The sequence below is a fragment of the Nitratireductor aquibiodomus genome (assembly GCF_900105565.1).
GTDB lineage: Bacteria > Pseudomonadota > Alphaproteobacteria > Rhizobiales > Rhizobiaceae > Nitratireductor > Nitratireductor aquibiodomus.
The window spans coordinates 2,031,352-2,044,224 of sequence record NZ_FNSL01000001.1 but is presented as its reverse complement, the minus strand read 5'-3'; the positions used below and the strand labels follow the sequence as shown (position 1 = coordinate 2,044,224).

The 12,873-nt window shown below is 62.9% G+C and carries 14 protein-coding genes; 10 read left to right on the top strand and 4 right to left on the bottom strand.

Annotated features, from left to right (window positions below; all coding sequences use genetic code 11):
* The first annotated feature begins 177 nt into the window (after positions 1-177).
* A complete protein-coding gene (locus BLW55_RS09670) occupies positions 178-1,398 on the top strand; it encodes an HTH domain-containing protein (protein WP_090328574.1) in 1,221 nt (406 codons plus the stop codon).
* A 35-nt stretch (positions 1,399-1,433) separates the two neighbouring features.
* A complete protein-coding gene (locus BLW55_RS09665) occupies positions 1,434-2,081 on the top strand; it encodes a Vgb family protein (protein WP_090328572.1) in 648 nt (215 codons plus the stop codon).
* 7 nt (positions 2,082-2,088) lie between these two features.
* Here BLW55_RS09665 and BLW55_RS09660 read toward each other — a convergent pair whose 3' ends face one another.
* From BLW55_RS09660 to BLW55_RS09650, 3 genes are all read right to left on the bottom strand, one after another.
* Positions 2,089-3,039 carry an acetyl-CoA carboxylase carboxyltransferase subunit alpha gene (locus BLW55_RS09660; protein ID WP_090328571.1) on the bottom strand — a complete coding sequence of 317 codons (951 nt, stop codon included), beginning with the start codon at positions 3,037-3,039 and terminating at the stop codon, positions 2,089-2,091.
* 100 nt (positions 3,040-3,139) lie between these two features.
* The gene (gene xerD / locus BLW55_RS09655; RefSeq protein WP_177175124.1) at positions 3,140-4,066 is read right to left on the bottom strand and encodes a site-specific tyrosine recombinase XerD; all 927 of its coding nucleotides are present in this window, start codon (positions 4,064-4,066) and stop codon (positions 3,140-3,142) included.
* 8 nt (positions 4,067-4,074) lie between these two features.
* Positions 4,075-4,224, bottom strand: coding sequence for a hypothetical protein (locus BLW55_RS09650; RefSeq protein ID WP_007010270.1), 150 nt, complete (start codon positions 4,222-4,224; stop codon positions 4,075-4,077).
* Positions 4,225-4,373: 149 nt separating this feature from the next.
* Here BLW55_RS09650 and BLW55_RS09645 point away from each other — a divergent pair, with 149 nt between their 5' ends.
* From BLW55_RS09645 to BLW55_RS09635, 3 genes are read left to right on the top strand one after another with little or no spacing between them, the layout of a single operon-like run.
* Positions 4,374-4,994, top strand: a complete 621-nt coding sequence (locus BLW55_RS09645; RefSeq protein WP_007010271.1) for a shikimate kinase — start codon at positions 4,374-4,376, stop codon at positions 4,992-4,994.
* Positions 4,991-6,118, top strand: coding sequence for a 3-dehydroquinate synthase (gene aroB, locus BLW55_RS09640; RefSeq protein WP_090328567.1), 1,128 nt, complete (start codon positions 4,991-4,993; stop codon positions 6,116-6,118). The genes BLW55_RS09645 and aroB overlap by 4 nt, the downstream gene beginning before the upstream one ends.
* On the top strand, positions 6,115-7,380 hold the full coding sequence (locus tag BLW55_RS09635) for an HlyC/CorC family transporter (RefSeq protein ID WP_007010273.1): 1,266 nt from the start codon (positions 6,115-6,117) through the stop codon (positions 7,378-7,380). The genes aroB and BLW55_RS09635 overlap by 4 nt, the downstream gene beginning before the upstream one ends.
* A gap of 18 nt (positions 7,381-7,398) precedes the next feature.
* On the opposite strand, the gene BLW55_RS09630 is transcribed toward BLW55_RS09635, so the two are convergent.
* The gene (locus tag BLW55_RS09630) at positions 7,399-7,680 is read right to left on the bottom strand and encodes a BolA family protein (RefSeq protein WP_007010274.1); all 282 of its coding nucleotides are present in this window, start codon (positions 7,678-7,680) and stop codon (positions 7,399-7,401) included.
* Positions 7,681-7,825: 145 nt separating this feature from the next.
* Here BLW55_RS09630 and BLW55_RS09625 point away from each other — a divergent pair, with 145 nt between their 5' ends.
* The 5 genes from BLW55_RS09625 (at position 7,826) to BLW55_RS09605 (ending at position 12,872) form a co-directional block, all read left to right on the top strand.
* Entirely contained in the window at positions 7,826-8,443 is a 618-nt protein-coding gene (locus tag BLW55_RS09625) for a J domain-containing protein (RefSeq protein ID WP_090328565.1), read from the top strand.
* Positions 8,444-8,545: 102 nt separating this feature from the next.
* On the top strand, positions 8,546-9,532 hold the full coding sequence (cobS, locus tag BLW55_RS09620; RefSeq protein ID WP_090329944.1) for a cobaltochelatase subunit CobS: 987 nt from the start codon (positions 8,546-8,548) through the stop codon (positions 9,530-9,532).
* A gap of 74 nt (positions 9,533-9,606) precedes the next feature.
* Complete coding sequence (locus BLW55_RS09615; protein ID WP_025029546.1) at positions 9,607-9,954, top strand: GFA family protein; 348 nt, start codon at positions 9,607-9,609, stop codon at positions 9,952-9,954.
* A complete protein-coding gene (gene cobT, locus BLW55_RS09610; RefSeq protein ID WP_177175060.1) occupies positions 9,935-11,866 on the top strand; it encodes a cobaltochelatase subunit CobT in 1,932 nt (643 codons plus the stop codon). Before BLW55_RS09615 ends, cobT begins: the two co-directional genes overlap by 20 nt.
* Positions 11,856-12,872, top strand: coding sequence for an esterase-like activity of phytase family protein (locus BLW55_RS09605; RefSeq protein WP_425286763.1), 1,017 nt, complete (start codon positions 11,856-11,858; stop codon positions 12,870-12,872). The genes cobT and BLW55_RS09605 overlap by 11 nt, the downstream gene beginning before the upstream one ends.
* The last annotated feature ends 1 nt before the right edge of the window (position 12,873 follow it).

Sequence of the window (12,873 nt, the reverse complement as noted above, 5' to 3'; positions counted from 1 at the left end):
TGATGAGCCTTACACGGCTGGTATGAGCCCCGGCACGTATCCCGGTCGTGTGCACAGTCATGATTTTCTCCTTAGCATGACCGCATTTCATCCGCGTCTTGTCGGTGGGCGGCTGTCCGGTAGAGTAGGGACCGGTTTTCGGGGGCGGGGGAGTGAGACAATCGTGGCGCGATTTAGATGGACGCTCTGATTACGGCAGCGGGCCGTGCCCTAGCGGCGGGTGACCCTCTGGGCGCGCTCAATCGCATTGCCCTGCGCAGTGATGCGCCGGCACTCGCATTGCGCGGTATTGCCATGGCGCAACTCGGCGATCTGGAACTGGCCAAGGCGCTTCTGCGCCGCGCGGCCCGCGCTTTCAGTCCGCGCGAACACAGGGCCCGGGCACGCTGTATTGTGGCTGAAGCCGAGATTGCCCTTGTCTCGCGCGATCTCGGCTGGCCGGAGAAGGCGCTTCAACGGGCACGCGATACGCTGGAACGTCACGGCGACACCATCAACGCCGCCTATGCCCGCTACCTCTCCGCGCGGCATCTCCTGCTGATCGGTCGTCTGGATGAGGCCGAGCGGGAACTCGATATGCTCGAACCGGGCTTGCTGCCACTGCAGGCGCAGGCCGGCTGCGACATGGTGGTCGCTGGCATCGCCATGCGTCGGATCGAAGCCGCGAAGGCGAAAAGGGCTTTGGAGCGCGCTGCTTCTTCTGCAGGGCAGGCTGGTATTCCAGCGCTGTTAAGCGAGGTCGACGACGCCACTCGGGCGCTGGCGGCGCCGGTGGCGAGGCTGGTGGCGAGCGAGCGGGACGAACTGCTCCTGCTCGAACAGGTGGAGGTGCTTCTTGCGGGGAACATGTTCGTGGTGGATGCCTGCCGGCATGTGGTCCGCAGCGAAGGCGCGATCATCGGGCTTGAGACGCGTCCGGTTCTCTTCGCCCTTGCGCGTGCGCTTGCCGAAGCATGGCCGTCGGACGCGTCACGCGAGACGCTGGTGGCAAAAGCGTTCAGAGGCCGCGTTGCGGACGAGTCCCACCGTGCACGTTTGCGGGTCGAGATCGGCAGGTTGCGCGCGCTTCTCAAGGACCATGCAGGTCTGCGCGCCACGGATGCCGGTTTCGTTCTGACCGTTCCGGAGGGGCGGAACGTGGTTGTTCTGGCGCAGCCTGTGGAAGACAGCCATGCCGATTTGCTTGCCCTGCTTGGCGATGGCGAGGCGTGGTCCAGCGCTGCGCTTGCTCTGGCGCTTGGCGTCAGCTCCCGCACTGTCCAGCGGGCGCTTGAGCGGCTGCGGGAGGGGGGCAAGGTGCGGTCTTTCGGGAGCGGCCGTGCCTGTCGCTGGGTCGTGCCCACACTGCCCGGTTTCCCGACAAACTTGTTACTCCCGGCCAAAATCACCGACGGATAGGCTCGATCCATGATCAATCGGAAAGGAAATGGATCATGACCAGATCAAAAGCAGACATCATCCAGGAACTCGGCCCCTTCCCGGAGGTGGAGGCCGTTCACGGCGTCACCCATGACGGACAGAATGTGTGGTTTGCTTCGGGAGACAGGTTGAACGCCGTCGATCCCGGAACAGAGAAGATCGTTCGCTCGATCGAAATGACGGCAATGGCGGGCACGGCTTTCGACGGCACGCACATGTTTCAGATCGCGGAAGACCGGATCCAGAAAATCGATCCGAAAACGGGTTCGGTTCTGGCAAGCATTCCGGCACCGCAGGACGGAGGCAGCTCCGGTCTGGCCTGGGCCGATGGCGCGCTTTGGGTCGGGCAGTATCGTGAGCGGAAGATTCACAAGATCGACCCGGAAACCGGTGCGATCCTGCGCACGATCGAGTCCACCCGGTTTGTTACGGGCGTCACCTGGGTGGACGGAGAGCTATGGCACGGTACGTGGGAAGGTGACGAAAGCGAATTGAGGCGCATCGACCCCGAAACCGGGGCAGTGCTGACCCAACTGGACATGCCGTCCGGTATGGGCATTTCGGGTCTCGAATCCGATGGTGGAGACCGCTTTTTCTGCGGTGGCGGAAACAGCGGTACCGTCCGCGTTGTCCGCAGACCGCAGCGCGCTTCCGCCGCCTGATCGGGGCCTACAATGTCCGGCCGATGGCGAGGAACTTCTCGCGGCGATGCTCGCGGTAATCCATCTTGCCGTCGGCCATTTCGGCAAAACCCTTCTCGATCTGGTCGCCGGCCGCCGCAATCACCTTTTCCGGTGCCCGGTGCGCGCCGCCGATGGGCTCGGGGATAATACCGTCGATCACCTTGAGGCCCATCAGGTCCTGTGCGGTGATCTTCATGTTGGTGGCCGCATCCTTGGCGCGCGCTGAGTCGCGCCACAGGATGGAGGCGGCACCCTCCGGCGAGATCACCGAATAGATGGCGTGTTCCAGCATGTAGACCTGGTTGGCCGTGGCGATGGCAATTGCACCGCCCGAGCCGCCTTCGCCGATGACCACGGCGATGTTCGGAACTTTCAGACCAAGGCAGCGGGAGGTCGACTGGGCGATGGCTTCCGCCTGTCCGCGCTCTTCCGCGCCAATGCCGGGATAGGCGCCGGTCGTGTCGACGATGCTGATCAGTGGGATGCCGAAACGGTCTGCCAGATCCATCACACGCACCGCCTTGCGGTAGCCTTCGGGCCGGGCCATGCCGAAATTGTGCTTCAGCCGGCTCTGCGTGTCATTGCCTTTTTCCTGCCCGATCACCGCAACGGATTCGCCATTGAAGCGTGCAAAGCCGGCGATCACCGCATTGTCTTCGCCATAGGCACGGTCGCCGGCCAGTGGCGTGAAGTCGGTAAAGAGCCCGCGCACATAATCGAGGCAGTGCGGGCGGTCGGGATGGCGGGCGACCTGTGCCTTCTGCCAGGGCGTCAGCGACCTGTAGATTTCGATAAGCGCGTCCTTGGAGCGCTTCTCAAGGCGTGCGATCTCGTCGGCAACGTCCACCGCTTCGCCGCTTTCGGCGAGCTTTTTCAGTTCAAGGATCTGGCCTTCGAGATCGGCAACGGGCTTTTCAAAATCGAGATAGTTGTACATTCACTCGCCAAATCGAACACGAGACACTGCGATAGAGGCATCTCTTGGTTGAACACGGCCTGCCGCCGGTAATGTGACGCTCCACATAACGTTGATGAAGCTAATCGGCAAGCGGATGGTGCTTTTGAACCAGCTCGGCAAGGCGTTTTTCAAGCACATGCGTATAGATTTGCGTCGTGGAGATGTCCGAATGGCCGAGCAGTTCCTGCACGGCGCGCAGGTCCGCGCCGTTCTGCAGAAGATGGCTTGCAAAGGCGTGGCGCAGCACATGCGGCGAGATTTTTGCCGTGTCGATCCCCGCCCGCGCGGCGACCCCCTTCAATTCCCGTGCAAAGACCTGGCGTGGCAGGTGACCACTCTCGGAACCGGCGGGAAAGAGCCAGGTGCTTTCTGCCCGGGAGGGGCTCGCCTTCCGCACCGCGAGCCAGGCCTGCATGGCCGCGCGTGCCTTGCCCGAAAGCGGCACGATGCGCTCCTTGCCGCCCTTGCCGCGCACAGCAAAGAAACGCTCATCCCGCAGCGCAACCGTCACCGGCAGGCTCACCAGTTCCGAAACGCGCAGCCCCGAAGCATAAAGCACTTCGAGCAGTGCGTGGAGCCGTAACGCGGTAACGTGCTCCGGGGCGCCCGGAGCGGCCTCGCGGGCCTCCGTTTCGGCCCGTTCAAGCAGGCTTCCGGTCTCTTCCTCGCTCAGCGTCTTCGGCAGGCCGCGCCCCTTCTTCGGGCTGTCGAGCACGCCCGTCGGGTCGTCGCCGCGCAGTCCTTCGGCATAGAGAAACTGGAAAAACTGCCTGAGTGCCGAGAGCTTGCGGGTCTGGGTCGTCGCCGCAAAACCCTGAGCCGAGAGGGCGGTGAGGAAATCGCGCAGATCGTCAGCGCCGGCATCCTGCAGGGCCTGTCCCTTTGCCGCCACGTGCTGGGCGGCGTCTTCCAGATCGCGGCGATAGGAGGCAAGCGTGTTGTCGCTGGCGCCGCGCTCGGCGGCCATCATCTCCAGAAAGGCCTCGATCCGCGCGCCGCTGCCGATCCGGGAGGTCATTGTGACGGGTTCAGTTTATCTGCCGGGATCCGCACGCTCATCTCGCCGGTCTGCGGTTCCACGAAGGTCACGAGGGCGACCATCGCACCATAAACCAGCCCGGCCAGCACCGCGATGATCATCAATAGCCGAAAAAGTGTCGGCATGCCTTCAATGCCCCATTCTGACTTCCCCTGCCCAGCCCGTTTATGGGATGCCGGTCTGTCGATTGCAAGCGGGTAACTGCGTTGCCTGCCTGTCAAGCGCTTGACGGATCATGGCTTTTGTGTCGAAACCGGCAGGCAGAGGCGCGAGCATGACAGTCACCGAAAACCTATCCGTTCCAGATATCGAAAATCTCGCCCACCGGCTTGGCAGGCGCTCGCTTGTGTTCGTCGGCCTGATGGGTGCCGGCAAGACGGTGATTGGCCGGCGTGTGGCCGATGCACTGAAGCTGCCATTCATCGACAGCGATCACGAGATCGAGACCGTTTCGCGCATGACGGTGCCGGACCTGTTCGCGGCCTATGGAGAGAGCGAATTCCGCTCGCTGGAGCGTCGGGTGATCGCGCGTCTGCTTAAAAGCGGGCCGCGTGTCGTCTCCACCGGCGGCGGTGCGTTCATGAGCGCGCAGACACGGCGGGCCGTCGCGCGCCGCGGCATCTCGGTCTGGCTGAAGGCCGACCTGCCGACCCTGATGGAACGCGTCGGCCGCCGCTCCAACCGGCCGCTCCTGAACAATGACGATCCCGAAGGGGTCATGCGTCGCCTGATGGACGAGCGCTACCCGCTTTATGCCGAGGCCGACATCGTTGTTCACTCGCGCAACGAGGCCAAGGAGGTCATCGTCGCCGAAGTGATTGCCGCTCTTGACGACCATCTGCAGAACCAGGCCCCGAAAGGGGAGGACGAACACCGGAAGGACACCCGATCATGAACGATGTGAATGCCGCGCCCGCCAAAGTGCGTGTTTCGCTTGGCGCGCGCTCCTACGACATCCTGATCGGGCCGGACCTGCTTCGGCGGGCGGGTGCGGAGATCGCGCGCCGCCTTCCGGGCGTGCGCGCCGCCATCGTCACCGACGCCAATGTCGCGGAAAATCATCTGGCGACACTTCAGGGCAGTCTCGCTGATGCCGGCATCGAGGCGAGCGCCATCATAGTTGCCCCCGGCGAGCGCTCGAAAAGTTTCGCAACGCTTGAAGAGGTGGTGTCCGGCATTCTCGATGCCCGGCTTGAGCGCGGCGACATCGTCATTCCGCTTGGCGGCGGCGTGGTGGGCGATCTGGCTGGCTTCGCGTCCGGCATCGTGCGGCGCGGCATGCACTTCGTGCAGGCACCCACGTCGCTGCTCGCCCAGGTGGACTCCTCCGTTGGCGGCAAAACCGGCATCAACACCGCCCATGGCAAGAACCTCGTCGGCGTGTTCCATCAGCCGCAGCTTGTCATTGCCGATACGGCGGTGCTCGACACGCTCTCGCCGCGCGAGTTCCGCGCGGGCTATGCCGAAGTCGCCAAATACGGCCTCATTGACCGGCCAGAGTTCTTTGCCTGGCTGGAGAAAAACTGGCAGGCGGTGTTTGCCGGCGGGTCCGAGCGGGTTGAGGCGATCGCGCAGTCCTGTCAGGCCAAGGCCGATGTGGTGGCCCGCGACGAGCTGGAAAAGGGTGACCGCGCGCTGCTCAATCTCGGCCACACATTCGGTCACGCGCTGGAGGCAGCCACCGGTTATGACAGCGCGCGTCTTGTGCATGGCGAGGGCGTTGCGATCGGGATGGCTCTGGCGCACCGCTTCTCCACGCAGCTCAATCTGGCAAGTCCCGACGATGCCGAGCGCGTCGAGGCGCATCTCGCCGCTGTCGGCCTGCCGACCCGGCTTTCCGATGTGCCGGGCGGTCTGCCTGGCGCAGAGCAGCTTTTGACCTATATCGCGCAGGACAAAAAGGTGTCGCGCGGCGCGCTCACCTTCATTCTCACCCGCGGCGTCGGCCAGTCTTTCGTTGCGAAAGACGTGCCGACCAGCCAGGTTCTTTCCTTTCTTGAGGGAGCTCTTTCGCAATGACAGCCGAGATGTGGATCACCGGTGGTATCATTCTGGGCCTGATCGCGCTCTCCTTTCTCTTTTCGGGAACCGAGACCGGCATGACGGCTGTCTCACGGGCCAGGCTCCATACGATGGAGGCCAATGGCGACGCGCGCGCCGGCCTGGTCGACCGGCTGATCCAGCGGCGCGACAGGCTCGTCGGCGCGCTGCTGATCGGCAACAATCTGGTCAACATCCTTGCCTCGGCGCTGACAACCAGTCTGTTCCTGAAACTCTTCGGCGATGCCGGCGTGCTCTACGCCACCGTCATCATGACTGTTCTGCTGGTCATCTTCGCCGAGATCCTGCCGAAATCCTGGGCGCTGGCAAAGCCGGAGCTCTTCGCCCTCACCGTATCGCCCTTCGCCCGTGTTGTGGTGCTTCTGTTCGGGTTCCTGTCATCGCTCGCCAATGCGATTGTCCGGCTTCTTCTGGCAATCTTCGGTGTCGACCTGCAAAGCCGCGAATCGATGCTTTCCGCGCATGAGGAGCTGCGCGGCACCGTGGAGGTCCTGCACCGTGAGGGCGCCGTGGTCAAACAGGACCGCGACCGCGTCGGTGGTCTGCTCGACCTGCATGAACTGGAAGTTTCGGACGTCATGATCCACCGCACCAACATGCGCTCGGTCAATGCGGATGAGGCGCCCGAAGTCGTGGTGCGCGAGATCCTTCAAAGCCCCTATACCCGCATCCCGATCTGGAAGGGCTCGACGGAAAACATTGTCGGCGTGGTCCACGCGAAGGATCTGCTGCGCGCGCTGGGCGATGTGCAGAACGACTATACCAGGATCGACATCGCCAAAGTGGCCTCGAAACCATGGTTCGTGCCCGACACGACCACGCTGCAGGATCAGCTCAACGCCTTTCTGCGCCGCAAGGCGCACATCGCCATCGTGGTCGATGAGTATGGCGAGGTGGAGGGCCTGGTAACGCTTGAGGACATCATCGAGGAAATCGTCGGCGATATCGCCGACGAACACGATGTGGAGGTGCAGGGCGTCAAGCAGGAAGCAGACGGCTCCATCGTCGTGGAAGGTTCCGTGCCGATCCGCGACCTGAATCGCGCACTCGACTGGGACCTGCCGGATGAGGAAGCGACGACGATCGCGGGTCTCGTCATCCACGAAACCCAGACCATTCCGGATGAGAAGCAGGCGTTCACCTTCTTCGGCAAGCGCTTCATCGTCATGAAGCGCGACAAGAACCGCATCACAAGGCTGCGGATCAGGCCGCTGGGGTAACCGCCCGGTACTGCCGTATCACCAGCGCGTCGGCTCTCCCGGCGCTGTCGGCTCGATCGCCAGTGCGTGCACGGGGTCCTTGAGCTCTTCGGCAAGCAGTTCGTTGACGGCACGGTGCCGCTCGACGCGGCTCATGCCGGCAAAGGCTTCTGCGACAATCCGCACACGAAAATGCGTTTCGCCGGTTCCGTCGAAATGCTCCTGATGGCCCGCGTGCAGGTGGCTTTCATTGATCACGGCTAGCCGTTCTGGCGAAAATGCGCTGGTCAGCTTGCTTTCTATCGTTGACTGGATGGACAATCGCGTCTCCTCACACCATATGGGGGACATCCCCAAATTCACGTTCGATTCAAGCGCTAGGTCGAACTTTGGCCAAAAGTCAATTCTTGTATCCCGGCGCTGAGCGGCCATACTTCCACACTGATTTGGTGACACGCAGTCCGATATGAAACCCTACTCGAAATATTTCGAGAAAATTCGCATTCGACCCGACCCGCAGGCGGAGGCGAAATCTCGCGCGCCGCGCTGCCAGTGGGATGGCTGTGATGAGCCGGGCATGCACCGTGCGCCTGTGGGGCGTCACGCGGAGGGCCAGTATTTCCGCTTCTGCGTCGATCACGCGCGGCAATACAACAAGGGTTATAACTATTTCTCCGGTCTCAGCGACACGGAAGTCGCGCGCTACCAGAAGGAAGCGCTGACCGGGCATCGCCCGACCTGGAAGATGGGCGGCAGTGGCGAGACCCGAGCGGCGGCCGATTTTTCGACTTATCGCTCCGGCCGCGCTGCCTATCACAACCGGATGGGCGACCCTTTCAACATGTTCGGCGAGCAGCAGGCCGCGCGCAAGCCGCGCGAAAAGCGGCTGAAGCCGCTTGAGGCCAAGGCGCTCGAAACACTGGGCCTGGGCGCACAAGCGACTGGCGAACAGATCAAGTCGCGGTATAAGGATCTGGTGAAGCAGCACCATCCCGATGCGAATGGTGGCGACCGGGGTTCTGAAGACCGGCTCAGAAGCGTGCTTGAAGCATACCGTCTGTTGAAACAGGCGGGTTTCTGTTAAAGCGGGCGTCTGATAAGACGCGTTGAACAAAGTCTGATGAGACGCTCCGGAAAAACGAACAGTTCAAGCGATGCAGGCGAGGGCCTGGCCGCTGGAGGCATGATGAACAAGATTGACCGCGATATCGCCAATTTGCCCGACACGACCGTTTCGGTGAAAGACACGTTCGGCTTTGAGTCCGACATGGTTGTGCCGGCCTATTCCGTGGCCGATTCCCACGTGCCGGATGTCGATCCCGACTATCTGTTCGACAAGCAGACGACGCTCGCGATTCTGGCAGGTTTTGCGCACAATCGCCGCGTGATGGTTTCCGGCTATCACGGCACCGGCAAATCGACCCACATTGAGCAGGTCGCCGCGCGTCTCAACTGGCCCTGCGTGCGCATCAACCTCGATAGCCATGTCAGCCGTATCGACCTCGTCGGCAAGGACGCCATCGTGGTCAAGGAAGGCAAGCAGATCACCGAATTCAAGGACGGCATCCTGCCCTGGGCCTACCAGCACAATGTCGCGCTCGTCTTCGACGAGTATGACGCCGGCCGCCCGGACGTGATGTTCGTCATCCAGCGCGTTCTGGAATCCTCGGGCCGCCTGACCCTGCTCGACCAGAGCCGCGTCATCCGTCCGCATCCCGCTTTCCGCCTGTTCGCCACCGCCAATACGGTCGGCCTGGGCGACACGACCGGCCTCTACCACGGCACGCAGCAGATCAACCAGGCGCAGATGGACCGCTGGTCCATCGTCACCACGCTCAACTATCTGCCGCATGACGATGAAGTCGCCATCGTTCAGGCCAAGAACAAGCACTTCCAGACCGAGAAGGGCCGCGAGACGATCTCGCGCATGGTCCGCGTTGCCGATTTGACGCGCTCGGCGTTCATGAATGGCGACCTGTCGACCGTCATGAGCCCGCGTACGGTGATCATGTGGGCCGAAAACGCCGAGATCTTCGGCGATGTCGGCTTCGCCTTCCGCTTGACCTTCCTGAACAAGTGCGACGAGTTGGAGCGGGCGCTGGTCGCCGAGTTCTACCAGCGCGCTTTCGGTGAGGAACTGCCGGAGAGCGCTGCCAACGTTGCGCTGAGCTAAAGCATTTTGCAGTCAGGTGGAAACACCTGACGTCCGCAGAAATGCGGAAAAACACACAGTTCCAGGAGGAACGGATGCGTTATCAGGGTGGATGTCATTGCGGCGCCGTGCGCTACAGCGTCGAAGTTGATCTCGAGAATCCGATCACCTGCAATTGCTCCTATTGCAGCAAGCGCGGCAGCATTCTCGCCTTTACGCCGCTCGACAATTTCACTCTGGAAAAGGGTGACGAAAGCCTGACGGAGTATCGCTTCAACACCAACACGATCGAGCATCTCTTCTGCTCAGGTTGCGGTATGGAATCCTTCGCCCGAGGCGCGATGCCGGACGGCACGAAAATAGCGGCGGTGAATGTACGCTGCCTCGACGGTGTCGACCTCAACGGTCTCAAACCCCAGGAATATGACGGCCGCGCCCACTGAGCCGATCCCGAGAAAAAGACGACCCGTGAGCCAGACCAACCGAAAGCCCGGACAACCCACCGACGCACCGCTCGACCCGTTCAAGCGGGCCACCACCGCCTGCATGCGCGCCGTTGCGGGCGATCACGAGCTTGAGGTGTCCTTTTCCAAGGACAAGCCGTCGCTCACGGGCAGCCGCGCCCGCCTTCCGGATCTGCCCAAGCGGGCGACCGCCGAGGCGCTCACCGTCACGCGCGGCATCGGCGATTCCATGGCGCTGCGCCGCGCCTGCCACGACACCGATCTGCACCGCCGCCTTGCGCCGGAAGGCAATGAAGCGCGTGCCATTTACGACGCCGTCGAGCAGGCTCGCGTCGAGGCCATCGGTTCGCGCGCCATGCAGGGCATGGGCGACAACATCGCCGCCATGCTTCAGGACAAATATGAGCGCGCCAACCTCGCGGAAGTTTCCGAGAAAGCCGATGCGCCGCTTGAGGAGGCCATCGCGCTGATGGTGCGCGAAAAGCTGACCGGTCGCCCCGCGCCGAAGAGCGGCGAAAAGCTCGTGTCGCTCTGGCGCGACTGGGTCGAGGACAAGGCGGCAGCGGACATGGAAGTGCTTGCCAGCCAGATCGACGATCAGAACGGCTTTGCCCGTGCCGTGCGCGATCTCCTTTCTTCCATCGATCTTGGCGAGGACCTTGCCGAGGAAGAGCAGACCGAGGAAAGCGAGGAAGACAGCGACGCGCCCGAGGCTCAGGAACAGGCAGAGCAGAGCGAAGAGGACGAATCCGGCGGCGAAGACAGCGAGGGCGAGGAATCCAGCGGCGAGAGCGAGGATACCGAGACCGGCGAGAGCGAAGCCGGCGATACCACTGCCGACGATGTGTCCGAAGATGACGAGCTCGATTCGGAAACGCCTGGCGAGGCGCGCCGTCCCGACAGCCCGTTCGACCAGGCCGCCCGCGACATAGACTACAAGGTGTTCACCACCGAGTTCGACGAGACCATCGGTGCCGAAGAGCTTTGCGACGAGGAAGAGCTCGACCGTCTGCGCGCCTTCCTCGACAAGCAGCTTGCCAATCTGCAGGGCGTGGTCGGGCGTCTCGCAAACCGCTTGCAGCGCCGCCTGATGGCACAGCAGAACCGCTCCTGGGATTTCGATCTGGAAGAGGGCGTGCTCGACACGGCGCGCCTCGTGCGCCTCGTGATCGATCCCATGCAACCGCTCTCCTTCAAGCAGGAGCGCGACACCAATTTCCGCGACACGGTGGTGACGCTGGTGCTCGACAATTCGGGCTCCATGCGCGGCCGGCCGATCACGGTGGCCGCCACCTGCGCCGACATTCTGGCCCGCACGCTTGAGCGCTGCGGCGTGCGCGTCGAGATCCTCGGCTTCACCACGCGTGCGTGGAAGGGCGGGCAGGCGCGCGAGAAATGGCTCAAGGAAGGCAAGCCCGCCAATCCCGGCCGTTTGAACGATTTGCGCCACATCATCTACAAGAGCGCCGATGCCCCCTGGCGTCGCGCCCGCCGCAATCTCGGCCTGATGATGCGCGAGGGGCTCTTGAAGGAAAACATCGACGGCGAGGCGCTTCTGTGGGCGCACCAGCGCCTGATGGCGCGGCCCGAGCAGCGCAAGATCATGATGATGATTTCCGATGGCGCGCCGGTCGACGATTCGACCCTGTCGGTCAATCCCGGCAATTATCTGGAGCGGCATCTGCGCGGTGTCATCGAATTGATCGAGACCCGTTCGCCGGTCGAGCTTCTGGCCATCGGTATCGGCCATGACGTCACGCGCTACTATCGCCGCGCCGTCACCATTGTCGATGCGGAGGAATTGGCCGGCGCCATGACCGAGCAGCTTGCCTCGCTCTTCGAGGAAGAGGGCGCGCGCCGCGGCGGCGGCGCGATGCGGCGTGCGGGCTGATCTGCGTCCCTTGGGTCTGCGCCTGTTGCTTGTGGCGCTCACCCTTGCGATCGCCATCCCGGTAAAGGCCCAGGAACCGTCCATCCCCATGGCGGTCAATGCGGTGCCCATCCGCCATTTTGCGGTCGGTTCTCACGATAAGCGCTTCGGACCGCTGGAGTTCGTCGGCGGTCTGTCCATGACCTCGCCGGTCGATCATTTCGGGGCGTTTTCGTCTTTTCGTTTCATCTCGCCCGGCACTGAATTCATCGGCGTTTCCGACACGGGTTTCTGGTTTTTCGGGACTGTGACCCGGGATGCCGAAGGTCGGCCTGCCGGCTTTGCCGAGTTCTCCATGCAGCCCATGGTGGACGGCGACGGCAACTCCACCCGCGAGAAATGGACCACGGATGCCGAAGGCATCGCCGTCCGGGGCGACCTGGCGACCGTAAGCTTCGAACGCGTCCAGCGCATTGCCGAGTTCGAGATCGAGCGCGATGCGATGGGGGCTGCCATCCGCGATCTCGATTATCTGGTGCCGCGAGAGGAGTTGCGCAGCAATCGCGGCTTCGAGACCATCGCCTATGCGCCGCCGGGCGGGCGGCTGGAAGGTGCGCGGGTCATCGTTGCCGAACGCAGCATCGATGAGGATGGCAATTGCTTTGCCGCCATTCTCGAAGGGCCGATGAAGGGCGTTTTCACCGTCGCGCGCTCCGAGGGTTTCGACATTACCGATGGTGCATTTCTGCCGGATGGCGACCTGCTTCTGCTGGAGCGCCGCTTCACCTTCGCCAGCGGTGTCGCCTTGCGCATTCGCCGGATCGACGGCGCAACCATCGCGCCGGGCAGTGTGGCCGACGGCCCGGTGCTCTTTACCGCTGGCATGGATCACCAGATCGACAATATGGAAGCGCTCGATGTCTGGCAGCGCGCCGATGGCGCGACCATGGTCTCGCTCATGTCCGACGACAACCACTCGCTCCTGCAGCGCAATCTCTATCTGGAGTTTCGGCTGCTTGGGGAGTGAG